Annotated in this window: 18 protein-coding genes; 5 read left to right on the plus strand and 13 right to left on the minus strand. The window is 49.8% G+C overall.

Annotated elements, in window-relative coordinates; translation table 11 throughout:
- Position 1: 1 nt before the first annotated feature.
- The 6 genes from ccoP to J0M34_05590 all read right to left on the minus strand — a co-directional run bounded on the left by ccoP (position 2) and on the right by J0M34_05590 (position 9,114).
- Complete coding sequence (gene ccoP / locus J0M34_05565) at positions 2 to 874, minus strand: cytochrome-c oxidase, cbb3-type subunit III (protein MBN8543715.1); 873 nt, start codon at positions 872 to 874, stop codon at positions 2 to 4.
- On the minus strand, positions 867 to 1,019 hold the full coding sequence (locus tag J0M34_05570) for a cbb3-type cytochrome c oxidase subunit 3 (protein ID MBN8543716.1): 153 nt from the start codon (positions 1,017 to 1,019) through the stop codon (positions 867 to 869). The genes ccoP and J0M34_05570 overlap by 8 nt, the downstream gene beginning before the upstream one ends.
- Positions 1,019 to 1,756, minus strand: a complete 738-nt coding sequence (gene ccoO / locus J0M34_05575; GenBank protein MBN8543717.1) for a cytochrome-c oxidase, cbb3-type subunit II — start codon at positions 1,754 to 1,756, stop codon at positions 1,019 to 1,021. The genes J0M34_05570 and ccoO overlap by 1 nt, the downstream gene beginning before the upstream one ends.
- Positions 1,743 to 3,188, minus strand: coding sequence for a cytochrome-c oxidase, cbb3-type subunit I (gene ccoN, locus J0M34_05580; GenBank protein MBN8543718.1), 1,446 nt, complete (start codon positions 3,186 to 3,188; stop codon positions 1,743 to 1,745). The genes ccoO and ccoN overlap by 14 nt, the downstream gene beginning before the upstream one ends.
- A gap of 4 nt (positions 3,189 to 3,192) precedes the next feature.
- Entirely contained in the window at positions 3,193 to 3,816 is a 624-nt protein-coding gene (locus J0M34_05585; GenBank protein MBN8543719.1) for a sulfite exporter TauE/SafE family protein, read from the minus strand.
- 189 nt (positions 3,817 to 4,005) lie between these two features.
- Positions 4,006 to 9,114: a M48 family metalloprotease gene (locus J0M34_05590; protein ID MBN8543720.1), complete on the minus strand. Its 5,109-nt coding sequence runs from the start codon at positions 9,112 to 9,114 to the stop codon at positions 4,006 to 4,008.
- A 288-nt stretch (positions 9,115 to 9,402) separates the two neighbouring features.
- Here J0M34_05590 and J0M34_05595 point away from each other — a divergent pair, with 288 nt between their 5' ends.
- A complete protein-coding gene (locus tag J0M34_05595) occupies positions 9,403 to 11,094 on the plus strand; it encodes a glycosyl transferase family protein (protein MBN8543721.1) in 1,692 nt (563 codons plus the stop codon).
- On the plus strand, positions 11,087 to 12,637 hold the full coding sequence (locus tag J0M34_05600; protein MBN8543722.1) for a tetratricopeptide repeat protein: 1,551 nt from the start codon (positions 11,087 to 11,089) through the stop codon (positions 12,635 to 12,637). Before J0M34_05595 ends, J0M34_05600 begins: the two co-directional genes overlap by 8 nt.
- Here the strand turns inward: J0M34_05600 and J0M34_05605 are convergent.
- Genes J0M34_05605 through J0M34_05615 form a run of 3 tightly spaced genes read right to left on the minus strand, consistent with a single transcriptional unit; the run spans position 12,634 to position 14,814 of the window.
- Positions 12,634 to 13,086, minus strand: coding sequence for an ATP-binding protein (locus tag J0M34_05605; protein MBN8543723.1), 453 nt, complete (start codon positions 13,084 to 13,086; stop codon positions 12,634 to 12,636). The genes J0M34_05600 and J0M34_05605 overlap by 4 nt on opposite strands.
- Positions 13,083 to 13,451, minus strand: a complete 369-nt coding sequence (locus tag J0M34_05610; GenBank protein MBN8543724.1) for a cyclic nucleotide-binding domain-containing protein — start codon at positions 13,449 to 13,451, stop codon at positions 13,083 to 13,085. The genes J0M34_05605 and J0M34_05610 overlap by 4 nt, the downstream gene beginning before the upstream one ends.
- A 7-nt stretch (positions 13,452 to 13,458) precedes the next feature.
- On the minus strand, positions 13,459 to 14,814 hold the full coding sequence (locus J0M34_05615; GenBank protein MBN8543725.1) for a DUF560 domain-containing protein: 1,356 nt from the start codon (positions 14,812 to 14,814) through the stop codon (positions 13,459 to 13,461).
- Between the two features lie 22 nt (positions 14,815 to 14,836).
- On the opposite strand from J0M34_05615, the gene J0M34_05620 reads away from it, so the two are divergent.
- Positions 14,837 to 17,026 (plus strand): adenylate/guanylate cyclase domain-containing protein, encoded by a 2,190-nt coding sequence (locus J0M34_05620; protein ID MBN8543726.1) that lies wholly within the window; start codon positions 14,837 to 14,839, stop codon positions 17,024 to 17,026.
- 2 nt (positions 17,027 to 17,028) lie between these two features.
- Here J0M34_05620 and J0M34_05625 read toward each other — a convergent pair whose 3' ends face one another.
- The 4 genes from J0M34_05625 to J0M34_05640 all read right to left on the minus strand — a co-directional run bounded on the left by J0M34_05625 (position 17,029) and on the right by J0M34_05640 (position 22,756).
- Positions 17,029 to 19,812 carry a FecR domain-containing protein gene (locus tag J0M34_05625; protein ID MBN8543727.1) on the minus strand — a complete coding sequence of 928 codons (2,784 nt, stop codon included), beginning with the start codon at positions 19,810 to 19,812 and terminating at the stop codon, positions 17,029 to 17,031.
- Positions 19,809 to 20,177, minus strand: coding sequence for a hypothetical protein (locus J0M34_05630; protein ID MBN8543728.1), 369 nt, complete (start codon positions 20,175 to 20,177; stop codon positions 19,809 to 19,811). The genes J0M34_05625 and J0M34_05630 overlap by 4 nt, the downstream gene beginning before the upstream one ends.
- Positions 20,178 to 20,273: 96 nt before the next feature.
- Positions 20,274 to 20,642, minus strand: coding sequence for a DUF3307 domain-containing protein (locus J0M34_05635; GenBank protein ID MBN8543729.1), 369 nt, complete (start codon positions 20,640 to 20,642; stop codon positions 20,274 to 20,276).
- Between the two features lie 92 nt (positions 20,643 to 20,734).
- Positions 20,735 to 22,756: an SPOR domain-containing protein gene (locus tag J0M34_05640; GenBank protein MBN8543730.1), complete on the minus strand. Its 2,022-nt coding sequence runs from the start codon at positions 22,754 to 22,756 to the stop codon at positions 20,735 to 20,737.
- Positions 22,757 to 22,850: 94 nt separating this feature from the next.
- Here J0M34_05640 and J0M34_05645 point away from each other — a divergent pair, with 94 nt between their 5' ends.
- Together J0M34_05645 and J0M34_05650 are read left to right on the plus strand one after the other, a co-directional pair.
- Complete coding sequence (locus J0M34_05645; GenBank protein ID MBN8543731.1) at positions 22,851 to 24,425, plus strand: lysine--tRNA ligase; 1,575 nt, start codon at positions 22,851 to 22,853, stop codon at positions 24,423 to 24,425.
- Positions 24,426 to 25,232, plus strand: a complete 807-nt coding sequence (locus J0M34_05650; protein MBN8543732.1) for a TIGR01459 family HAD-type hydrolase — start codon at positions 24,426 to 24,428, stop codon at positions 25,230 to 25,232. It abuts the gene before it with no gap.

The raw sequence follows: 25,232 nt of genomic DNA on the forward strand, positions 1-25,232 counted from the left end.
CCTATGGGTTAGGCGCTGAGGCCTCACCCCCACCGAGTGAATGCACGTAAATGGATAATTGCTTGATGGTTGCGTCGGGCAAGCGTGTATCCCAATTCGGCATAACACCATGCCGTGGGTTGGTAATTTGTTGCACGACATTCGCTTTATCGCCACCGTAGAGCCAAATAGCGTCCGCCAGATTGGGAGCGCCCATTTCACGACTACCCGTGCCAGACTCGCCGTGGCATGCTGCACAATTCTGATTAAACAGTGCAGTGGTTGCCTCGTCTGATTCCTTGCTACTAGCAAGACCCAATACATGGTCAGCCAGACTGACGATTTCTTCTCGTTTTAGCATCTCTCCGAATGCTGGCATTTGTGTACCCCGCTCATCGTCATGCCCTGAGCGTACACCTACTTTAAGTGTATGATAGATGGACGCCAGATCACCACCCCATATCCAATCATCGTCATTGAGGTTGGGATAGCCCTTACCGCCTGCCGCGCCAGTGCCGTGACATGCAGCACAGTTCTCCTTGAATACCGTTTTGCCTGCCGCCACAGCGAAGGCGTAAAGCTCTGGGTCTTGTTGAATCTCTTCCAAAATGTGAGCATTGATTTTCTCGGCGAACGTACCACGACGCGCCGTGATTTCGGCCTGCGATTGCGCCAATTGCCGATGCGATGTCCAACCCGCAACGCCTTTCGTATTGCCCGAAAGCGTTGGCCATGCAGGATAGACAACCCAATAGCCTACCGCCCAGATCACCGTAATAAAAAACACCCAAAGCCACCAGCGCGGCGCAGGGTGATTTAGCTCTTTCAAGCCATCCCACTCATGCCCTGTGGTCTCTACGCCTGAGAGCTCGTCTTTATCATGCGCGTTAGTCATGGCTGTCCTCCTTTAGCGGGATCATGCCGAGGCATTGAAATTCTTGTTTTGCACTTGGTCGCCACGCCCAAATAGCAATGCCAACAAACACAATGAAGAAAAACAAAAGCCCTGTGATGGGTGCATAATGTGCTAGCGTTTCCATTAGCGCTTACCCTCTTCTTGCAACTGATAGTTTTTGATGTCGGCAAGAGTGCCGAGTGTTTGCAGATAGGCAATCAGCGCGTCCATCTCGGACACGAGATAGCGTTGCCCATCGAAATCACGCACATTCACTTTCTCACCATAGCGGGTGTTCAGACCTGTTGTGTCGCTATCGGCATGCGCTTGCGCCATCGCATCATTATAGGCATTCTCAATCATATCATCTGTGTAGGGAACACCTGTAACGCTATAGGCTTTCATCAGGTCTCCCACCTTGCGCAGGTTTGCTGCATGCTCGGCCATGAAGCTATATTTTGGCATGATAGATTCTGGGACCACATCGCGTGGATTGGCAAGGTGTGCCGCGTGCCATTCGTCGGAATATTTGCCACCGACACGCGCTAAGTCTGGTCCAATACGTTTGCTACCCCACAGGAATGGATGATCATACATGCTCTCAGCAGCGAGCGAATAATGGCCGTAACGCTCCACTTCATCGCGCAGTGGTCGAATCTGTTGGCTATGGCACGCACTGCAATTCTCGCGCATATAAATTTGCTGGCCCGTTAGCTCGAGTGGTGTCAGTGGGCGCATACCGCTCACTTTCTCAATAGTCGTCTCGATGCGGAATAGCGGTACAATCTCGACCAAGCCGCCAATCGAAATGACTAGAATCGTGCCAATCAATAGTAGGATGGAATTGCGTTCGAGTTTTTTGTGATGCTTAAGCATGAGCAACCTCCGTACCGCACTGGCAGGTAGAGCATTGCTTGCTACATCCTGTAATGGTTTTCCAGCAATTATAGACCATGATCAGCATGCCGGAGAGATAGAGCAGCCCGCCCAATGCGCGAATGAGGTAGTAAGGATGCATGGCCTCCACCGATTCTGCGAAGGAGTATTCAAGGAATCCCATCGCATCATATGCACGCCACATCAGGCCCTGCATGATGCCTGAGATCCACATGGAAGTGATGTAGAACACGATGCCGATAGTCGCGACCCAAAGGTGGGTATTCACCAGTCGCATGGAATACAGTTCTTTCTTTTTCCAAAGCACAGGTACGAGGTGGTAAATAGCGCCAAAGCTAATGAATGCGACCCAACCTAGCGCGCCTGAATGCACGTGACCTATGCCCCAATCCGTATAATGGCTGAGCGAGTTGACGGCCTTGATGGACATGAGCGGGCCTTCGAAAGTGCTCATGCCGTAGAATGCCAGCGCAACAATCATGAAGCGCAACACGGGGTCATCGCGCAGCTTATTCCATGCACCTGACAGGGTCATAACACCATTGATCATGCCGCCCCAACTTGGCATCCACAGCATGATGGAAAAGGTCATACCAAGCGTTTGCGCCCAATCTGGCAAAGCGGTGTAGTGCAAATGGTGTGGCCCCGCCCAGATATAAATAAATATCAGCGACCAAAAATGCAGAATCGAAAGCCTGTACGAATAAACAGGGCGATTGGCACGCTTGGGAATAAAATAATACATAATGCCCAAGAACCCTGCCGTGAGGAAAAACCCTACCGCGTTATGCCCATACCACCATTGAATCAGCGCAGCCTGAACTCCTCCCCACAGCGGCACCGATTTGCTGCCCATTCCTGATACAGGAATGCTAACTCCATTCACCAAATGCAGCACCGCCACGGTGACGATAAAGGCAAGGAAAAACCAGTTTGCCACATAAATATGCGGTTCCTCGCGCTTCTTAAGTGTCATCAAGAAAATTAGTAGATACGCAACCCACACCACCGTCAGCCATAAGTCTGCATACCACTCTGGCTCGGCGTATTCTTTGTTCTGTGTAACGCCCAGCACATAGCCCAGCGCGGCCATGACGATGAATGCCTGATAACCCCAGAAGGTAAAATTAGCGAGCGTGTCGTTCCATAAGCGCGTACGGCAGGTGCGCTGAACGATGAAGTATGAAGTAGCAAATAGTACGCTGCCACCAAACGCAAAGATGACACCCGACGTGTGCACAGGACGCAGGCGGCCAAAACTCAAATATGGCTCCATATTCAATTCAGGGAATGCCATTTGCAGGGCAATCACCAAGCCCACCAACATACCCACTACACCCCAAAATAGTGCGGCGATGGTGAATTTTTTTACAATTTCATCGTTATAGTCTGGCGCACTGCGCATGGCGGTTTGCATGTTATTACCTCACAATATTGACGGCCATCACCAGAAGTGCCAGCCCATTAAATGCCATCCCGAAGCGGCCAACGCCGCTCATCATCTCTTTCCATTTTTGCGCAAGAATTGCTGCACTTCCGCTTGCAACTAATAAGACGGGAATTGTGCCCAGTACGAACAACCACATTGCCACCATACCGGCGAATGGATTGGCGAGCGTTGCCGCCATCATCAGTGCGCCATATAGTAATCCGCAAGGCATGAAGCTCATCAATGCCCCGCGCAGAAATCCGTTGCGCGGCGAACTACCAATCAACGCATGGCGCGACGGAAATAATGCGCTAACTAAGAACACAATGCCTGCCATTACCATCATCGTTGCAGAGAGAATTGGCCAATAAGAAGCGGCAGCGATCTGTTTAGAAGAAAGCGCCGCAAAAAACCCAAGCGCGCCATAGGTTGCTAATCTACCCAGATGGTATTGCCACTGCGATGCCCCACTCATACGTTTGCCGCACGTGCCACCACATGCCGACTGGCATGCCACCACTGGCCCACACATGACGAGGCAATGCGTTAGGCTGCCCATGAGTCCACCCAGAAAAAATACAGACAACACTCCACCCGTTTGGGAAAAAGCCGCCATACAATGCGAAAGTAATGCTTCCATTGATGGGCACTCTATAAACACCGCATTTTCACGTCTTGATTTGGGTCAAGTAATTGAGTTCTAAACGATTGCTCCCAGTAACCTTGGCGTATTTGGGTGCACAAAGCCTCCTGAACGCCATGCTGGCTATCTAGTTAAAAAGCGGTGGTAATAGAGGGGTTTAATCTAGCGTGTCTGGTTTTGATCGCTGCTGTCTTTTTGCATCAGCAGCAAGGCCGACAGCCCGACGGTAACGATACCAATCGCGGTGGATACGTTGAACATACCACCTTTGTTAGGCTTAACATGTATCGCGTCTTGAAGTTTATTTTTGCTGAACGCCTTCGTAAGCGAGCTTAGCCCCTTTCCTGCGAAGCCAATTCCGTCCAGCAGCGCGGCGGCCCCAACGGTAGAGAGTGTGATGCCAGCAATATTTTTCAAAGTAGGGTCTGAAGACGTGTTTGACTTGGCATGGCTTCTCATGCCACGGGCGGCGCGTGTATTGATATCTTCCGACTGACTATTGGAATCTGCGAGCGCAATTGCGCCTGCAGTTGCAGCCGTAGCTGCAGCAATACCAGCAGCAATTTTCGCTGCATTGCTTATTTTATTGCCGCTTGGTTCTCTTGATTCATCGCCATACTTTATTTTTTTGCGCTTATTTTCTATTTTTACTTCGGAAGCTTCCGCTTCCTCTCTGATACCAGAAACATACTCTTCTTCGATGTAATCGAGATTGCTAAGGTCACCTACGTCCTCTTCATCGGTCACATCGGTCGCTTGGAACTTCTCTTGTGTCTTTTCAATGGTGATACCGCATGTTGATGCTTGCATTTCAAGCATAGACAACATCATTTTGCCGTTATCATCCAGTTGCGCTTCGATGCTTTGACGTATGGTCGCGTCCACCTGACCGCTACCCACAACTGCTGCTAATACCGACAACATATCCATTTGATCTAGGGGCTCTTGGAAGTTACCCAGCGCAAGAATGCCACGTTGGATAGCTGCAAGGAAATCGCGATCTTCTTTGCTAGTAGCCACGGATTTAGCTGACTCATAGATCAGCGTAGCAATCGATTTTCCTGGCGTAAATCCACCAATGACTTTTCCGAATACCTTGCCCAGCAGCTTCTTTTCATGCTCGGTCATTTCGGCAAGACTCATACCGCCAAAATCAAACTGGCCAATATGATTGCCGCTAATGCGTTGCTGGCCGCCGTGACGGTCATGGTCAAATGGCCCGCCGCGCAGCAAGCTAAGAATTTCGACTGTCAATAACGCCTTGGCCATCGCTTTGGCGCGCTCAATCTCTTTTGGCTCATTTGATTTTTTAGCACTGGTCCAAATATCGTTGAAATGCTTGCCTGGCATTACCAAGAAATCTTTGTGATCGGCTCCGTGGCCGATATATGGCGCTGCTTGAAAAGTGAATGCTTCTTCACCAACTGTAATTTTCATGCCGTCATAGAGATTAGCAGCAAGGTGGGCTTGTTTAGCTGCAATATCCATATCGGTTTCAACGGATGAGCTACGCTGCGCCTGACGTACCATGTCTAATACGGGTTCAAATCTTGGATCCTTCTTCACCAAAATATCAACGGCACGGCTCAAGATCTTAAATTCGTTTTCAGCTTTTGGTCTTACGTTCGGGTATAGAATGGTACGCGCAACTTTACTGCCGTCCTCGCGGAATCCTTGGACGGTAATACCGTATGAACCTGCACCTAATATGCGCGATAATTGCCGAATTTGCTGACTTTTTGGCAGGTCTTGGTTGGATTCCTTCACCCATTTTATCACGATATCGCGCGGCGGATTCTTCGCCATGGTTTTAGAATCTTTGAACGCTTCTTTGATGGATTGCGGGGTGTCAGGGTGACTTTCAATCGCCTGCTTTACTTTGTCACCTGCGGGGTCAATTGCGCCTAACACCAAGCTTAGGCCTTTGGCAGGGGAAATTTCTGTCCCCTTCTCACGCGTTTCTGGTGGATTAGCGGTTAGGATAGCCGCCGCCATAAAGCGTCTATCGGCCAAGTCGTCTGTTGCTTCAAAATAGGATTGCACTACTTTTCGGGCAGCACTGACTTCTTGGTTGCGGGTTGCTTCCTCTGGGGGCAAAGCAGAATCAATCGCGTAATTGATCCCTTGGGACATGATGGCTGAATCATTCTCCTGTTCGACGGGGAACAGAATCTTATTCATGATGAGGCTTCTGACCTCGAACTGCGTATTCCAAAAGGTCTTATGTAATAGCTCAATACCATAGAGTTGGCCTTCTTGACTCACCGTAGTATCGAATAGCGTCCGCAAATCATCTCTGTATTCGAAAACATTCTTTTTAATGGCTTGCAGGAATTCTTTTGCATTACGTATGTCGTAGGGACTGGTTAGCAGTTCTAGGACTTTGGCCCTAACATCTGGATTCTTGGAAGCCTCAAGAACGGATACCTCGGTGCCCGCAAAATGCAGGTGCAGAGAGTTGGCCTTTTCAAGCGTACTATCGTTGATGTGCTCGCGTAGTAGGCTCGCTTCTTCTTCTGTCGGCTTATAAATATTTGCTGCTTCTGTTTTAAGCAGCATCTCCATGATGACGGCAGTACGCACGGCAGGCGCTTTTTGCTTTAGCGACTTAATCAGTTCTTCGAGAGCCCCTGCACGCGCAGTTGGATCTAGATCTTTTAGGTAATTTGCCGTCGCCAAGACATACGCCTTGGTGACCCAATCTTTGAATTTCGGATCATCAATATCGCCAGAATATGCTGGCTTCATATAATTGATCTGAGCACTTAAGCCTGCTGGCAAGTCATCCTTGAAAATTAGTTTTTCTAGATGGGTTTTTTGCTCCGCAGCACTACTGAGCTCTGTGATGCTTTTACGAATGGCCTTTTGATAGGTGATAGCGATATCGGAATGCTCTGCAAGGATTGAAGGCAGTTTCCCATCAATGTAGCGGTTGTTCTCACCTGTTGTGACTGGGCTGCTTCCAGATTGCAGTAGCTTAAAGTTGGTGATTAGTTCATTTAAATTATCAGGTGTGGGTTGACTCTTTTTCCATTCAATAATTTTGGAATCTAATTGTTGTTTGAGTTCTGCAAATAACTCTTTTTGAACTCTTAGGCTGCCCCATGTTATTCCCGAACTTAGCACATGGCGTAACTTATGGATTTCTTCGAGATTCAGCGCGCCTGCATTTTGTAGCGTAGTAATCGTTTCACAAAATACTGCATTGAGTATAAACTCTCGGTCGCCACTCAATCCCGATGTCGTTACCTGAGGTGAAAGTGTGATTGATTCTTTGGCAAGTTCTTCGAGCAGTCCCTGAATCGTTGACACTTGAGGAAACGCAAATACGCGGTATGGGAATTCCCAACGTTCCAGTGCAGCCTTGCTTTGATCGCTTGAATAGTAACGCAAGAAATGAAGACTAACTCTTTCCTTGCCCGATGAAGAAAAACTCTCCAGAAAATGCTGATAAACAGGGTGCGTAGCACTAAAGCCTAATTTGCCATCTAACTTGCCCTTATATTCACTCTTGAGAACAGCACTAGTGTGGCTATCAATCTCTTGCCAAAATTCTTTAATGAACCATTCGTAATCAGATTTGTGTTTACCAAAGGCGATGTGCTTTTCCAACTCATCTACAAAGCGCTCAGCAAATGGGTAGGCGCGGTCTGAATAGGAAGGCTTACCCAGAATATAATCAATATGCTTTTGGCAGAAACCCTTGAAATTGGAATTCATTTCCGACCAATCGACAGTATCTACATAGTCTTCTTCGATGCTTTGATTTTGCTTGTCCCTTAAAACCATGCTTTGCGGATCTTTAAGATTGATGGCCTTAATGGTTCCATCGCCGTCAAATAGCAGACGAAGATACTCATAGCCGACATAGATATCTGTTCTGATTGCTGCACGTGTATTTGGCGTTGTCTCAATATTATTACGTTTGGCGAGTGCAGCGATCTTTGAATTGATTGATGCTACGCCAAGAATTTTGAGCGCCTCAATTAATGCTGGATTTTCGGTCTTAACAGCCCATTCAGCATGCTGCTTCCATGGTGCAACAATAGAGCCGCCACGCGCCAAAACATCTCTTTGGTTATAATGTATATCGAAGCCAGTAAAATCGATATTCGTAATGAGATAGGGATTGTTTTTATAATAGTGCCCGTACAAACTCACTAATTGTTTTGCTGCGGTTGTTGCGTCCAACTCACTATTTGCCGCACGAAAGTTATCTATGATTTTTTGAATTCGTGCTTGATTGCCGACAGGAGCAATTGGGCTAAACATGCTCTGTGTAGCACCAGCCCATGCACGATAAATTTGTTCTGAATTTTTTGCATTCTTGGAAAAACAGGTTTTATCAATCAGCGTGCGTGTCTTTTCTTCACTAAACCGCACTTCATGTTTTTGTCTGAATTGGCCGATTGCCTTTAGATAATCTTCTAGTCTTGATGTATAAAATGGATCTAGGTTCTCAATATGCTTCGTATAAATTTCCTCTAGCAGATCAAGCTGTGTCTGCCATGCAGCACGACTAAAACCTCTATCTTCCAGGCTTTTTTCTACTACACCCTTCTTCGTAGCGATAGAGCCAAGTCTTCTTATTTCCGATGGAAATGGGTTATCCTGAATGGATTGCGGTGATTGTTCACCCATCCCCCAACCACGTTCGGTTGAGCCTCTTACCATCATGCGCTCGACGTCCTTCAACATTGAAAGTCGAACTTGCGTATTGGGATGTACGGCCGTTGCTGTATGCAAGATGCGTTCAATTGCATCTGCATGGTTTGACTTCTCCAATCTGTTCAGTGCAGTACGCAAAGCAGACTGCGGGTAATTTGCTTTGCGAAGCAAATAGGGTGCCCTGAGATCGGCAGCAAGCTCTTGCAGCTTGCCATTCTTGTTGAGGCCTAAATGGTTGTAGAAGGTATCGTGGCCAAGCTCATGGCACAAGATGCCAGCTAGCTCTGATTCATTCTGGAGAATTTTGAATAGCCCTGATGTGAATGCGACAATCGGTGGTTTGGCGACGCTCATCATCCAAGCGTTGGGTGATTCGTCCTCGATGAGCATGAAACGCACTTCAGGAATTTTACCGCCACGATAATTCTCCGCAAGCGCACCCTTAACAAGACGATCCATAATCTTGTTCATGTAGGAAGCGAATGCTTTAGCGCGCGGATCAGCAGGATCCATCAGCTTGTATTCATCCATGAATGCTTTTGGTAGCTCGCCGCGCTCCAACGCCGAGAGAATATCTTTTTGTGTGAAATCAATATCCTGCATCCTACTAAGATATCAGAAGAATGTGACGATTTGATGACAGCCAGCTCGCGCAACCATCTGATTCTTATTGATATTTTTTATAACAATGTACGGTTTGCGACTGATTTTCTGTTTCGAAAACCTCAGCTAGCCATGTGGCTAATTACCGCTTTTGCCAGCAATATAGCGCATTTTAGGCGCTTAAAAGCCGCATTATTTGCCTATGGTAGGTGGTTTTGTTATCAGACCTTCGTATATTTATTCACCGAGGCTTATGGACCCTTCCCTCACCTATGATAGCGGCGCACAATGCTCTTAATCGATATCACCGCGCATTACATCTACCTCATCAAGGTGCTTTTGGTCATTACGGCGGTCATCATCATCATCTCGGGATTAGATGATTTATTCATCGACATTATTTATTGGTCGCGCACGATTCGCCGCAAGCTTTTCATGGGCCGCAAATACAAGCCGCTTGATATCGAGCAGCTCTACATTCCTAGTGAAGCACCCTTCGCGGTAATGATTCCCGCATGGCAAGAAGATGCCGTGATCGCGCAGATGATTGAGAACACATTGCGTAGCTACGATTATCGCAATTACCACATGTTCATTGGCGCGTATCAGAATGACCCCGCAACCCAAGCCGAAGCGCAACGCATGTGCGAGCTATACCCCACCGTGCATTTGGTTATCGTGCCGCGCGATGGGCCAACTTGCAAGGCAGACTGTCTAAATTGGCTGGTGCAAGGAGTGATGCTGTGCGAACAGAAGCAAGGGATTCGCTTTGCCGGCATCGTCATGCATGATGCTGAGGATGTGGTGCATCGGCTAGAGCTTAAGCTATTCAACTATCTCATCGGCCGTATGGACATGATGCAGCTTCCTGTCTTTCCGCTTGAGCTGCCATGGTATAAATTCGTTGGTAGCCATTATATCGACGAGTTTGCCGAGTCGCACAGTAAGGATATGATGGTGCGCGAATATCTGACAGGCGCCATTCCAAGCGCTGGTGTGGCAACCTGTTTTTCGCGCCGCGCCATTGATGCACTGGCTGCACAAAACAACAATACCGTTTTCAATACGGACTCGCTCACCGAGGATTATGATATCGGGTTCCGCCTCAAATCGCTTGGCATGAAGCAGATATTCTTGCGCTATGGCATCATGGCGACGGTGCGTAGGGTCTCGCCTTTCAGTGGCGAGATTACCACCCGCCGCCAACTCGAATTTGTGGCAACACGTGAATTCTTCCCTGACACAGTGCGTACCGCCACTCGCCAGAAGGCACGTTGGATATTAGGCATTGTGTTCCAAGGCTGGCGCTTTATTGGCTGGCAAGGCAACCTTGCCACGCGCTACATGCTGTTTCGTGATCGTAAGGCCGTGTTTACAGCGTTTGCCACGTTTGTTGCTTACTTGCTCTTGCTGCACATTGTGCTGCTGAATGTCGTGCCGATATTCTTTGATGATGTGTATCTTTTCCCCACGCTGATCAATACTTGGTCGTTCCCTTGGTGGCTCATCATGATCAACTTCTTCTTCCTGATGAACCGCATTCTGCACCGCGCCTATTTCACTGGCCAGATCTATGGCTGGGAACAGGCAGCGCTATCCATTCCTCGCATGGTGGTTAGCAATATCATTGCGTTTCTCGCATCGCTGCGGGCATTGCGCCAATTCATGGCACACCGCGCTACAGGCAAGCCGATGGTGTGGGACAAAACCGCGCATGCCTACCCTTCGACGCATCAGCTTGAGCATATGCGCCAGCGTCTGGGCGAATTGCTTTTGGAACGCAACTTGATTACACAGCTTGCATTAACCGATGCACTGGCGCGCCAGAAGCAAGAGAAAAAGCCCTTGGGTGAGATGTTGTTAAACATGAAAAAGATCGAGCTACCAGAGCTTGCTAATGTGCTGGCCCAACATATGGGCATCAGTGTTGAAGAAGCATTGCTGCAACTTCAAACATCTCAGGAGCTGGAAAATGCGTAAGCTGGGTGTTATAGCGTTGCTGGCTTTGCTGCTTTGTCCGCCTGTTTATGCTGCGCAAGATGAGGAGTCGCTGGATTATTTCCGTGCCTACCCAATTGCAAATCGCGGCTATCAGCTTATCAAGCAAGAACGTTATGAAGAAGCCATACCGCTTTTTGAGCGTGCGGTAGAAATACTGCCTGATAATGTTGGTTATCGCATTCAACTTGCCTATTTGCTGCTCGATGTAAAACGAGCGGCAGATGCAGAGCGAGTCGTGACATCGGGTTTGGTGCGTTCGCCTCAGGAAACGCGACTGCATGAAGCCTATGAAAACGTGACTGGCAAACGCTTCATTGCCACCAACCCAACCCTAGTGGCAGAGAAACCTGCCGCGCCTGTTGTGGAACTTCCTGTAGCAACACCTAAGGCTCTGGTGCCGCCTGCTGCCTCCGCACCCAAGCGTACAAAGCCACGGTTTGTTGCCATCGTCGAACAACCCGGCGCAGAAGCATATTATGCGGGGCTTAAGGCACAGAAAGATGGTAAACCAGAAGAGGCTGTGGCCGCCTTTAAGCGCGCACTTGCTGAGGAGCCAGATAATCGTCTTTATCATATCTCACTGGCGTATGCGCATCGTAATCTTAAACAGAATGAACCTGCGATTCCCCATTTTGCTGCAGGCCTAAAGTCGCGATATGACGCCAAAATCGGCGAGGATTTTGCCTATACTCTCAAAGATGAAGGCTACCGAGAGCAAGCGGCGCAACAGTTCCGCAAGATGCTGGACACCGAGAAAGACATGAAAAAATTCCATGCCGTACGCCGCGACATTCAACAGCTTGAAGATGAATGGGTAAGTTATGGCAGCTTAACCTACCGCGATGGATTAGCGCGCGCTTCAGGCATTCCAGGCATTCAGAGCTTCAATGAATCGATGCAATATGGCTTTGAAACCATCTATGGTCCAGAGCGCTGGCAGCGTAATGAGCGACGCGTGCAACTTTTTGCACAAGCCTTTGCATCCTCCAATAGTGGTCAGTTTGACTTGAATGATAATACCGCACAAGGCGCGGTAGGTATTCGTGGTACACCCCTGCCCGCTACCGAATGGTATCTTTATGCTGCACGCCTTTTCCCGATAGGTTCACAGGCCATCAGCGATTGGCAGCTCCGCAGCACCTATGCATATACGATGGGCTATGATATCGACCCCACTGAGACGGCATGGCCTTATGTATTTGTCACCCCAGATGTTTCGTATCTCACCAATCGCTCGGAGTTATTCGCTACTCTTGAATCGCGATTTGGCTATTCCTATCGTCCAAGTCATTCTTGGGTGCTGACGCCGCACCTTGTTGCGGCAGGCGCGCACCAACACAACCGTAATACCAGCAGCGATTCTGTTGAGGTTGGCCCAGGCATCAGCATTAAATATTGGTTCGACGAAGAGGCCAAGCGTGCAGCACGCGCTAGCGGCGAGCTTATTTTCCAGTGGCGCGAAGCGATGGGCAGCACCGAAGATAAAAGTGGGCCATTTGTGCGCTTCGTGATGCAGTATTAACGGCGAACCGTGCCGAGCACTTCATTACCTGTCCCACGATACTCAAGCTCATCGAACGATAACTTCATCGCGGTGCAGATGCCACGACCATTAGGGCGCGCTGGGTCTATCGTATCGCATTGCATGTAAGCACCCCAATCAAATCCTTTGCCTTGGTCACGTATCATTACATACATGGCCTTACCATCTGCCTGAATGGATAGTTCGGCGTATAGGTGACGATATTCTGGGAGCTCTAGCCTGCGAATGATCTCATCATGCCACGTACCGCTTTCGACCAATTTGGTTTTTTCATCATAGGTGATACCGAGATTGCCATGTTCTATGGCATTCACCATCAACTCTTGCAGACCATACGTCACTGCTTTGGGGTTGGGAAAATGAGCAGCAATCGTTGGCAAAAGCGTTTCCACTTCCTCTAACGTTCGAAAGCGGAAAGTTAGGTTCATGGCGCGAGCTCAGCAATAATTTTTTCTTTGCTGAGGCGGCGAATCGTATTGCCCATCACACGGAAAATAGCGCGCAAGAATGGGTCTAGCTCGTTAAGTTTTTGTTCAAAAATCTGCGCATTGATCACGTAACATTCGGTATCGAGCACCGCAATTGCAGAGGCTGAACGCGGGCGCTCTTCAATCAACGCCATTTCACCAAATAATTCCTTAGGGCCAAGCGAGGCAAGCTTCACCGTACCTGAGGGCGAGTTCTTTACGATATCTACACGGCCCGATTTAATCAGGTACACCTCCTGCGATACGCTACCTTCAATGATAATTGAAGTGTCCTTAGGAAAACTTTTCAAAAAGGCTTCTTTCATCGAACCCTCAGAATGGCAGATTGAGTGCAGTGGTTACACGGTGATTGTCATAGTCGTAGTTCTGGATATTGGATTGCATGTCGCGATACACATAGCCAAGCGTTGCGGAAGGCTTGGTCTCGTATCCATCAATCGTAAAGGATTTGGCAAGCGTGACGCCAAAGCTTGATTCACGGTCTTCACGCACCTTGTTGCTGATGAGGAAATCGGCAGCATCATAGTCAAAGTAGCGATAACCAAGGCGCGTATTCATCATCAGGCTTTTGGTAAATAAGTGGGTAAGCCCCACACCGCCACCATACTGGTGGTTGGAATAGTAATTCTGGCGCGCGCCTTCACTGCGGTAGAAGAGATTACCATCAACCGCCCACTTATCATTAAAGGCGTAACGCAGACCAAAGGTCTGCTGCCATGCTCTGCCGTTGCGGTCCTCGTAGATTGTGACCGTCTCGGAGTTCAAGAATTCGCGATATTCCAACGACGTATTCGAGGAAGCGGTAAGACGTGTATTGATTGGGATATCCAATACGAACTCACCCTTCGGATTACGCAAATACCCCTTACCATCCAAACTCACGACACTATGACTTGCAAATAACCCCGCGCGCACACCTGTATTGAGCCATGTCACTTCAGGGCCTGTTCGTGCGGAGAACAGAGATACATCGAGCTGGTCGAGCTTATCCTGACGCGACAAATAGCCCACCAAATCGGTTTTCCAACGAATCGTTTTCGTACGATTCTGCGTATCATGGCGGTAGGTGTGATTGACGCTCAGTGCTGTGAAGTAATTGATATCATCCGTCTCTTGGGCGCTTGGATCGAGGGTGACGCTCGTATCAATAATGCTCACTTGGCCGCTACCCGGAGCGGAGTTACCATTCGTATCGCTATTGAAGCCGACCGTCAGATTACCCGTGATGCGATGCGGGGATAATTGTTTGCCCACCTGAGCCAGCAAGGCACGTATATTTTGCTGCACTTGTGGTGGCGGGTTTTTGCGCAGCACTTCCTCAAGATAATCCCGTGCATCTAGAAACTTGCCTTGGGCTAGCAACGCTAGGCTTAAGTCCAGTTTCACGCGGTCTAGTTCACCACCACTATTGGAAAGAAGTTTGCGCAGCGCCCACTCCGCTTCGTAGTAATTACGATCCTTCATCGCACGTTGGGCATAGGTGAAATAGCTGTCCAGCGTGACGTTTGAAGAGGTTTCCAACCAACGGCGATACTGCTTGAGAGTAATTCCGTCATTCGCGTAAGCTGGCAAAGACGCGGCTAAGGCTGCCGTCACGCAAAGAGCACGGCAGACGGACAATATGCGCCCTGAGCGCACGCTCAACGCACTTAGCGGAAGCCTTTTCATACCCATCGTTTATAACAGTGGCATGCGGTTCAACGTAAGCAAAATTACCTCTTTTCTGCTGCTTTTCTCTTCGTGGGTGCTGCTGTGTGTCATGGTAGCAAGCAAGTTCGCTGAACCCCCCCTGATTACGGACCTTACCTACAAAACATTCGACTTCTACCAACAATTCGCGCCGCGCCCCTATAAACCAACAGGCGTGCGTATTATTGATATTGATGATGCGAGTCTTTCGAAACTGGGTCAGTGGCCATGGCCACGCCAGCTACTCGCCGATATGACACAAAAGCTGACGGATGCAGGGGTTGCAGCTATCGGCTTCGATATGATTTTCCCCGAGGAAGACCGTACCGCACCCAAACATATTCTACCCCTTTGGGGCAAGCAGGAAGCACTGAGCGGGGCACTGGGAACACTTCCCGACCCAGATAAGCATTTCGCCAAAACGATAGGTAAGGCATCCGTAGTGATATCTTCAATGTTTACAAAACAAAGTTATCAACCCCATGAGTATGATAAGGCCAGTGTTTTGATTCGTGGAGACCTGCCAAGTGAATCGATTCGTAGGTTTGACGGTATGATTGGCAGTTTGCCATTATTTACAAGCGCTGCACACGGCTCAGGATTCATCAACAGCGCCGACGAGAATGATGGTGTGTTGCGGTGGGTGCCATTATTTCTAAGCTATAATCAACAACTTTACCCTTCACTCGCTTTAGAAACTCTACGTGTTGCAATGGGTGCGAAGGTCTATGAACTGATCGGCAAGCAAAGTATGGAAGCGGTGCGTGTCGGCGATCTCACCATTCCCACCGATAAGGAAGGAATGTTGTGGATATATTACTCGCGTTCGGTGAAAGATCGCTATATCCCTGCGTGGAAGGTGATGGATGGTACATTTAGGCCTGAAGATTTAGCGGGTCATATTGTCTTTATTGGCACAAGTGCCGCTGGCCTAAAAGATTTACGTACTACCCCGCTTTATCGCGCACTGGCGGGTGTCGAGGTGCATGCGCAAGCAGTCGAGCAGATGATATTGCAGCAATTTCTTGAGCGGCCAGATTGGATATTTGGTGCAGAGATGAGCCTGATTTTCATACTGGGTGCATTATTACTGTGGATGATGAGGCACACCAATGCGATGGGTGGCTTCGTGTGTATGTTGATGTTGATTGGCCTCACACTGGGTGGCTCGTGGTTGGCATTTCGTGAAGCGCATATTCTGATTGAACCCGTCACCGCAACCATCACACTGATTGTGATGTATGCGGTAGAATCGCTGCGCCGCTTCTTACGGAGCGAGCATGAGCGCCGCCAAGTGCGTGCAGCATTTAGCTTATATCTTTCGCCAGAGCTTGTGTCGCGCGCCGTGGCCAGTCCACACGAGCTAACGCTGGGAGGTGAGAATCGAGAAATTACCGTCATGTTCTGCGATATTCGTGATTTTTCTTCCTATTCAGAAAACATGAATCCCCAAGCCTTGACCACCTTCATCAACCACTTCCTGACACCGATGAGCGACGCGATTTTGGGGCAGTCTGGCACGATTGATAAATATATTGGTGATGCCATTATGGCGTTTTGGAATGCGCCGCTGACAGATACACAGCATGCTGCACATGCCTGCCGCGCCGCATTGGGAATGCGCGAACAGCTTGTTATTTTCAATGCTAATCTGGCCAAAACCAACCCTGAATTGCCACCTGTGCGCATGGGAATGGGCCTTAATACGGGTATTTGCTGCGTGGGTAACCTTGGCTCCAAGCAGAGGTTTAATTACTCTGCGTTAGGCAATAACGTGGATCTAGCCTCACGCCTTGAAGGGCAAAGCAAAACCTATGGGCTGGATCTGATTATCGGCGAAGGAACCGCCAAGCAGGTGCAAGATATGGCACTGCTTGAACTGGATTTAATCCGTGTTAAGGGCAAGAGCAAAGCACTGGCAATCTATACTTTGCTCGGCGATGAAGTATTCGCCAAGAGTGCAGCATTTCAAGAACTCTCTACCCATCATGCGGCGATGATTTCTGCCTATCGCAGCAAGGATTGGGCGAAGGCTATTGCTGCACTAAATGCTGCAGCGTCGCTGGCACCAACTGTCAGCTCATTATCGCTAGATTCGGTCTACACACTCTATCGCCAACGCGTAGCGCGCTTCCAGTTCGAGGAGCCTGAAGATGCGTGGGACGGCGTTTATACCGCAGAAGAAAAATAGCGCTAAGGTCGGTCACCCAAATACACACCCGTGCCATTGATACCGCCCGTGCTGGTGATGCTGTAATTACCACCAATATTGTCAGCAACTGGGCCGAATAATGCGCCATTGACTACGCCAGTAGCACTCGCACCCGTGTCGGCAATATTGAAGTTGAAGTTTGCAGGGCCGCTTGCTGCTATACTCACAGGCCCACCAGTCATCTCGATATTCGAGAAGCTACCAATATCTCCTGTAAAGCTGGTCACTTGTCGGGTGCTGAGATTAATTCCTGCAGTAAAGTCGCCCTCAAATCTTTCTAGGGTCGAGGTAGTTGAGTTATATTCTGATCCATACATGGCGCCTGTATAGAACGTGTTACCAGGTATAGACGGTATATTGGCTGAATCCGTCACCTGCCCTACAACATAGGGCACCACATAGGTGGAGTCGGTGACTGCGGTGGCACCTCCAGGAGCGCGATTGACGTTACCTGCCCACACGCCCCAATGCACGAAATCACAGCTATTGCAGTAATTACTGACGTTCGACATGGCTTCTGCATTGGCAATAAATCCATTGCCACCATAGGTTCCATTGGTGCCTGTTCCAGCGAAGTTACCACCATACGTTACACCTGATTGCTGCGCAGCATAGAGATCGTTTGAGAGGTAAGCACTTTGTGTATTATTCGTGCCAAATTGTGTGGTCACGGTTTTGGTGTTGTCGGTTTTATCAAATAATGCCAGCGTGCCTGATGCAGTGCCACTGCCACTATTTGTGGTCACGGTAACGCCATTCGAATGCGTGTTCCACACATTCTTCACCGTTGGGGTTCCTCCTACATTCACGCCCATATGACCTGCAGCAAACCCTTGCAATTGTTGGGTACCCGCCGTGCGGTCCTCATTGATGGTAGGGTCTACATCTCCCGCAGCTACACGTATTACAGGTGTTAGAATAGATTGACCTTGAGGCGATGTGCCTTCAATCATCAAGGCTTCAATCTGGTTATTGCTATCGCCATAAATCGTGCCTGGGCCGCTAGAGATGCCCCCTTGCTTCGTTGCGATACCAGTTAGTGAGTTTCCAGATTGCGAGAAATCATAAATCACGCCATTGAGCGAACCGCCTGCGCTGTCACTACCGATGCTACCGAAGGCGATTGCAACATCGCGGTTAGCGGTTGCGCCACTCCAGTCAATAAAGCCACTCAAGAAGCGTTTGGTAGAGAAATCAGCCGCCAAACCAAAGGATGTATCACGCACACCAATGAATGATGTCGCGCCAATATTGAGCACTTCATAATCAAAGTAGCCTAACTGCGGTGTGGAGAGTGAGCCGTCGAACGTCAGCAAATCAGGTGCAAATTTGAAGTAGGTGATGCCGTTGGTTGCGCTCGAGTTTGCCACAGTATTACTCATTGCAGAGCCCAATAAGCTTGCGGGAATCTGGCGACCAAAGAATAGATTGAGGTCTTCGGTATTACCAACGGGATCTAGGTGATAATAGAAACTATTCAGCGAAGAAGTAGCGTAACCAAAACCCGTGTAGAAGGTCGTGTCGCTTGGGTCGATCAGGATAGGGTTGGTCAGTGCCGTAGTGCCTGCGCTATTGAGAACGGGGATTTTGCCAACATGCTGGTTGCCAAAGTTTGGTGAAAACTCGTTTGCACTGATTAAGAACTGGTCGCCCTGTCTGATTGCAACAACAGAGCCGCGCTCTTTTGTATTACCAGTTTGTGGCACAATAATACCGTAACGGCCTTTGAATTCGCCTTGGGTATTTACCAAGCTAGTGCCTGATACGGTTGCGTTCGTTGCAACCGTGGTCGCTTGGTTAATGAGTTGCGTGGTATTGATAGCGTCCGTAGAAACTCGCCCCGTTAACGCATCACTCGTAGGCGAGTTTATTATATTGTTAGTGGGTGCAGAGCCACCAAACGCGCCAAATTGCTGTTGGTTAGCGCTGCCATCCTGCCCCGTTCCAGCCGTTGTTCCACCTGGAGCTGTTCTACCCTGTGGTGCGCCGTTTTGCGTGGTGCCACCCTGAGAAGTTCCGCCTTGGGTATTCGCATCGCCCTGTTTTTGCGTTGTACCTTCCTCACCACCGCCACCTTGGTTTGGCTCTTGTGAGGCTGGCTGAGTACCATTCGCCGCGCCTTCACCTGAAGTGCCTGCATTCGGTAGCGCATCAAATGAACCAATATGTTGTTGCAACACCGCAGGTGGCGTGAAGCTTGGAACATCGGTCGGAGTTTGCATACTCAAGCCTTGGCCTGGCTGCGTAATCTCGATGGTTTGGCCATTCGCGTTGGTCATGGTCATGGCGTCACCATAGTGGAATACAGCATCAGTCTGACCTTGTGGGCCGACGAATGCATCCGCGATACCGCCACGAATACCAATCGAGGACACGGGCGTTTTAATCGTCACAGGATTTTGTTTAGAGAGCGCGCCACCGATAAAGCGGAAAGCACCTTTTACGCTCTCCATCGCCATCGAACCTGAATCGGCAGAAGCATCATACGCGAATTCGCGCACTTTGACTTTCGAGTTAGGATTAAGCGTGATGGTCGAGCGGTCATTGAGCATCAATTGCAATTTGCTGCCCGCACCTGTGGTTACTTCTTCGTCCAGAAATACTTGGTCGCCTACTTTTAGGGCGCGTGCGCCTGTAGTGCCTGCGGCATTCGCTGTGCCCTGCAATGCTCCCACGACGCCAATTGACTCTGCTGCAAAACTAGGTGCAGCCAAACATAACGTTAACGCCAAAGCACTCGCACGTATTACATTGCGTAGCGTCATTGTAAGTACCCCTTCGCTTTTGCTCTAACTTCCATAGACGCATGCGGATGATTCATGGTCTCGGTGAAATATTTTTGCGCCATTACTTCTGAGCCTAGTGCGCGAAACATCTGCCCCAAGCGCAAACGTATGAGCGCATTACTTGGCTGCAGCATTGCTAAACGCTCGAGCGCAGGAATCGCTGCTTCGTAGTCATTCTCGGAAATACACAGATTCGCGTATTGCTGGTTCAGTCCGAGGTCGTTGGGTTGGCGCAATAAGGACTGATAGAGGTTTTTACGTTCCGCGCTGACAGAGGCGTGAGCGGTGGACGCTATCATGAAGAGCGCCAAGATCGCTAAGGCACCACATACCATCAACCGCATAGTACTCCTTAAGATATTTCTGCGCTGAGTATAGTACATTTTGGCCTGTAAGAGAATGAAATTAAACCTTGGATTTAGCTCAAATTTTAGGGTTTTTTATGATGCAATCCAACCGTTTGTAATGGCGCAAATAATTCCAATGTAGGTTAGCTGGTGCAGGAGCTGGTCAAACCCCAACAAGGCCCAATATTGGTTATGCTGAATCTGCAATTCCATCTTACGGTTGACGTTACTCTTGGCAAAATCGATATGGTAGTGAACCACACCATCCAACAGCGCTAGTTTGAGCGCCAAGATGGGGTCGATAAACCAGCATAAAACGATGGCCGTGCCGACTACATGAATGCCCGCATGGAGCAGCCCACCTGGGTGGCCATATTTGCCCTTATTCTCGTATTGATAGCGACGCTGCAGCATGAAGTCGCAGATGAAGTGCTTGATAAGCAAAAAGCTGAGAAGCGTCATTTCCATGGGTGCAGTCTAGCAATGATGCGGCTGCGCGCCAAAAAAACTTATGGTTTCAGGAATGACTTCGTCTGAATTCGCACAAAGCGTGATTAATCCGACACGACGAGGCAGCTACCTTGGTTTACTTTCACGCGGCTGCAAACGTCTTTGGCGGCCATTTGTGATGCGAATGGACCCGTACGTAGGCGGAAGATTGGCTGTGACTGGCTACCTTGTTTAGGGCTTATAATCGCAGGTTTTAATTCATCGAGCGCATCAGCATTGCGGGTGCGCACGTCTTCCCACGCCATTTTTGCCTCATCCGCCGTGGTGAAGCTGCCAAGCTGTACCCAGAAACCTGAAGCTTGTGGTGCCGTCATATTCGCATAGCGCGCAGACTGACCGATGGATTGTGCGTAGCGGTCACGCGGCGCGAAGGTGCTTGCTGATGCGCCCATATCGGTAATTGCACCACACTCCACGTTTTCGTTCTTTTCTTGAACAGAGTGGCAGAGGATATTGATGAAGCCTTGCTGAGCAAATGGCCCAATGCGCAGTGATACGCGCATGTCACCTTGCTGGCGTGCGACCAGCGAGCTGGTCGTGCGTACACGCACCACTGGAAAATCCGGGTGAGCGCGGCGATACGCGTCCCAGAAGCTCAGAGCGGCTTGTTGGTCAGGGAAGTAATGGATATGCGCCCATAATGTCTTTTGAGGCATCGCGGAGCTAGGCGGCGTAATCGGTGTTGCGGGTGGCGGCGGCGGCACATTCTCGGCCACTTGTGGTGGTTCATTCACCCCCACGACAGTGCTAGCTGCTTGTTCAACAGGTTCCTGCTTTTTGGTTTCACTTAGCGGAACGCGCTTCGCTTCACCTACTTGCACTTCACCTTGTTTTTTAAACGGCGCCGCAGGAAGTTCCGATGTTACGATGCTGCCCGTTGACTCAGGCGCCGCAAGCACAGGAGCAGGACCAGACGCAAATGGTGCTGCAGGTGCTGGCGCCATCTCGCCGCGTGCCATTTGTTCGCGCGCTGCTTCGGTGGGTGGTGGCGGCGGTGGAAGCCTCAGACCTTGATTACCTAACTGTGCATCTGCTGGCGGGATAGGTAGCGGCGCAGCTTGTTGCTGAAATGGTTGTGACGATTCTGGTGCAAGCACTGGTGGTGGTGGCGAGAAAGGATTAGACGCAGGCGGTGCGGCGGCTTCAATAGGTGGTGCTGCAAGCGGCGCTGACTCAGCCACTGGTGGCGTTAGAGGCTGTGGCGCGGCTTCTGCTGGTGGCGCGGCAGGAGCAATCGGTGCAGGCGGCGCGAGAGCGGCCATGTCTTGGGTTGCGACATCGTCCACTGGTGCGGCACGCCTTGCGGCAGCTTCTTTTTGTGCAATCGCATCTGCTTCCAGCTTGCGCATTGCCCATGCGTCCTTTTCGTCCTCGTCATCATCACTGTCGAGCCATGACCAGAACGAATCATCATCGTCCTCTTCTTGTTGCGCACGCTTTGGCGCAGGAATTGGTGCGGCGTTTGGTTGTGGGATCAGGCGTGGAGCATTAGCCGCCTCGTCCATGGTTTTGAGCATGGCAGTCTTGCTCTCTTCCGCCACTGGTGAAATCACTTTTTCAATCGTCTTGATGTTTTCTGGATCACGTGCGGGGATAGGCTTACTGTCTGTGTGGATGGTTTTTTCGTCCTCTACCGCAGGTACGATGCCAGCTTGTTGAACCGCAGGTGCCGTGCCAGGAATCACCATTGCTGTTTCAACGACGTAGCATTCGTCGCCTTGGCTCGCCAACTGTGCACATACAGACTGCGCGTCTTCGCGCGTTTTGGCGGGGCCAGCTTGGGTGCGGTACACGGTTAAATTATCCGGCGGCATGGTGATTTCACGAATCACGGCTGGGTATTTTGCCAGCATACCTGCGTGCTTGTCACCAATCGCTTTAATCTTGGCGTCAGCTTCCTGTTTGGTTTCGAAGGAGCCGAACTGAAGCATAAACACGGTAGGCTGAGCCGCACGCGCATTGGTTGCGAAAATCGCAATCACGAGAGCAGAGCCAATCACTAATGGACGCGTTAATGCCGAGAAAATCACGAGTGTACTCGCTTGTTGAATCGTTTTATTGCCCATAGGCTTAGGACAAAGGTTCTAGGGGTGCAAGCAGTTTTGGTCTAGTTATTAACATCTCATTTACAGTCACGGTTTCTGCCTATAAGAAAGGCATATGAATCCACATGGAATGACAGCAAAGGCTTGGCCGTTTGAGGAAGCACGCGCACTACTCGCGCGCATTCAAAAACACGGGAATCCTAAAGGCTACGTATTATTTGAAACAGGCTATGGGCCTTCGGGACTGCCGCATATCGGCACGTTCGGCGAGGTCGCACGCACCAGCATGGTTCGCGCTGCGTTCGAGCAGATTTCCGATATACCAACCAAGTTGATTTGCTTCAGCGATGATATGGATGGGCTGCGTAAAGTGCCTGATAATTTACCTAATCAGGAAATGATTGCAGCGAATATCGGTAAGCCCCTCACCGCTATCCCCGACCCATTCGGTACGCATGAAAGCTTTGGCCACCACATGAATGCGCGTTTGCGCGCGTTTCTTGACCATTTCGGCTTCGACTATGAATTCAAATCCTCGACCGCTACTTATAAGAGCGGCGAATTCGACCAAGCGCTGTTGACCATCTTGCGTAATCACGAGAAGGTGATGAAAGTCATGCTGCCAACGCTCGGTGAAGAGCGCCAGCAGACCTACTTCCCGTTTCTTCCTGTCTCGCCGCGCTCGGGCAAGGTATTGCTTGCTAAAGTCAATAAGGTGGACACAGAGGCAGGCACGATCACCTATGTCGAAGAGGATGGTTCGGAAGAAACCGTGCCCGTTACTGGCGGTCACTGCAAGCTGCAATGGAAGCCTGATATGGGTATGCGCTGGGCGGCGCTTGGCGTTGATTATGAAATGTATGGCAAGGACCACCTTGCGAGCGCGCCTCTTTACGATGCGATCTGTAAAATTGCAGGCGGCATTCCACCGCAACAGATGATGTTCGAACTTTTCCTCGATGCGGAAGGTCAGAAAATCTCGAAATCAAAAGGCAATGGTATTACGATTGACGAGTGGCTGACCTACGCGCCCAGCGAATCGCTGGCACTTTATATGTTCACCAAGCCACGCACCGCGAAGAAACTACACTTCGATGTCATTCCTCAACAGGTTGACGACTATCTGACCTATGTTGAGAAATATCCGTTGGCTGAGGATGCGGCGAAGCTTGAGAATCCCGCTTGGTATATCCATGCAGGTCATGTGCCGGCGCCTGAAAGCAACGTGAAATTTAGCCTGCTACTGAATCTTGTTTCTGCCTGTAACGCGGAAGATAAAAGCGTGCTTTGGGGCTTCCTGAAGCGTGAGTTACCGAACGCAACGCCAGAAAATTCGCCGATGCTTGATAAGCTATGCGGCTTTGCCGTGCGTTATTATCATGACTTCGTGAAACCAACCAAACAGTTCCGTGCACCGACCGAGCATGAGCGCACCGCACTTACGGACTTACGCGCCTATCTCACCACCGTTGCGGATGGCACGCCTTCCGATGAGATCATGACGAAGATTTATGACTTCGGCCTGAAGTATTACAGCAAAGAGACGATGCGTGATTGGTTCAAGGCGATGTATGAAACGCTGCTTGGTTCACAGCAAGGCCCACGCATGGGTTCATTCATTGCGCTGTTCGGTGCGAAAGAAACCATTGCGCTGATTGATAATGCGCTTAAGCAGCAGGCTGCGGCCTAGATGACACTCTCTAAAATCGCTACGCAGTATGATGCATTTATCATCGACCTTTGGGGCGTGATACATGATGGTACAGCGCTTTACCCTGGCGTTGCGGAAGCATTGGCATCGCTTGCACCGAAGCCTGTTATTTTTCTTTCCAACGCACCACGCCGTGCATTCAAAGTCGAAAAGGTGCTGGATGGTTACGGCATCCCGCGTAGTCACTATGAGCGGATTATTACCTCTGGCGAGGTGGCGTATGAAATGCTGGCTCAAGAAACAACGCCAAAGGGCTATTACTATCTCGGCCCCAGTAAAGACGAAGACGTGCTGGATGACTTAACACAGTACCGCAGTGTTGGAATCGATGAGGCATCGTTTGTACTAAACACAGGCTATGAGGTGGATTTCCAGCCTCATGATGAGGTGAAGCCTACGCTTCAAAAACTACTGGCGCGGGATTTGCCGCTTTGGTGCATTAACCCTGATTATGAAGTGGTGAAGCAAGACGGCACCTCCATGCTGTGCGCGGGAGCATTGGCGCAGGAATATGAACGCATGGGCGGGCGTGTTATTTTCATCGGTAAGCCACACCAGAATGTCTATGATGCTGCGAAGAAGCATTTCCCGAATGACGCAAAGTTGCTCATGATTGGTGACAACCCTGATACCGATATTGCGGGCGCCAAAGCTGCTAAGTTAGATTCCCTACTACTCACGGGCGGCGTGCTTAAAGTACAGCACGGTAAGGTGTTAAATGAAGCAGAAGCGCGCATGATTTGCCCCGATGCTACGCACGTATTGCCTGCTTTCTCTATTATATAA

This window comes from Alphaproteobacteria bacterium, from assembly GCA_017302575.1.
Taxonomy (GTDB): Bacteria; Pseudomonadota; Alphaproteobacteria; order Rickettsiales; family UBA3002; genus JAFLDD01.

What these genes read in the sequence shown, in the direction of transcription:
- J0M34_05620 (MBN8543726.1), top strand. Translation starts at nt 14,837, where the DNA reads ATGCGGTTCAACGTAAGCAAAATTACCTCTTTTCTGCTGCTTTTCTCT.
- J0M34_05650 (MBN8543732.1), top strand. Translation starts at nt 24,426, where the DNA reads ATGACACTCTCTAAAATCGCTACGCAGTATGATGCATTTATCATCGAC.
- J0M34_05570 (MBN8543716.1), bottom strand. Translation starts at nt 1,019, where the DNA reads ATGGAAACGCTAGCACATTATGCACCCATCACAGGGCTTTTGTTTTTC.
- J0M34_05610 (MBN8543724.1), bottom strand. Translation starts at nt 13,451, where the DNA reads ATGAAAGAAGCCTTTTTGAAAAGTTTTCCTAAGGACACTTCAATTATC.
- J0M34_05645 (MBN8543731.1), top strand. Translation starts at nt 22,851, where the DNA reads ATGAATCCACATGGAATGACAGCAAAGGCTTGGCCGTTTGAGGAAGCA.
- J0M34_05585 (MBN8543719.1), bottom strand. Translation starts at nt 3,816, where the DNA reads ATGGCGGCTTTTTCCCAAACGGGTGGAGTGTTGTCTGTATTTTTTCTG.
- J0M34_05635 (MBN8543729.1), bottom strand. Translation starts at nt 20,642, where the DNA reads ATGACGCTTCTCAGCTTTTTGCTTATCAAGCACTTCATCTGCGACTTC.
- J0M34_05640 (MBN8543730.1), bottom strand. Translation starts at nt 22,756, where the DNA reads ATGGGCAATAAAACGATTCAACAAGCGAGTACACTCGTGATTTTCTCG.
- J0M34_05615 (MBN8543725.1), bottom strand. Translation starts at nt 14,814, where the DNA reads ATGAAAAGGCTTCCGCTAAGTGCGTTGAGCGTGCGCTCAGGGCGCATA.
- J0M34_05600 (MBN8543722.1), top strand. Translation starts at nt 11,087, where the DNA reads ATGCGTAAGCTGGGTGTTATAGCGTTGCTGGCTTTGCTGCTTTGTCCG.
- J0M34_05595 (MBN8543721.1), top strand. Translation starts at nt 9,403, where the DNA reads ATGCTCTTAATCGATATCACCGCGCATTACATCTACCTCATCAAGGTG.
- J0M34_05630 (MBN8543728.1), bottom strand. Translation starts at nt 20,177, where the DNA reads ATGCGGTTGATGGTATGTGGTGCCTTAGCGATCTTGGCGCTCTTCATG.
- J0M34_05590 (MBN8543720.1), bottom strand. Translation starts at nt 9,114, where the DNA reads ATGCAGGATATTGATTTCACACAAAAAGATATTCTCTCGGCGTTGGAG.
- J0M34_05625 (MBN8543727.1), bottom strand. Translation starts at nt 19,812, where the DNA reads ATGACGCTACGCAATGTAATACGTGCGAGTGCTTTGGCGTTAACGTTA.
- J0M34_05605 (MBN8543723.1), bottom strand. Translation starts at nt 13,086, where the DNA reads ATGAACCTAACTTTCCGCTTTCGAACGTTAGAGGAAGTGGAAACGCTT.
- ccoP (MBN8543715.1), bottom strand. Translation starts at nt 874, where the DNA reads ATGACTAACGCGCATGATAAAGACGAGCTCTCAGGCGTAGAGACCACA.
- ccoN (MBN8543718.1), bottom strand. Translation starts at nt 3,188, where the DNA reads ATGCAAACCGCCATGCGCAGTGCGCCAGACTATAACGATGAAATTGTA.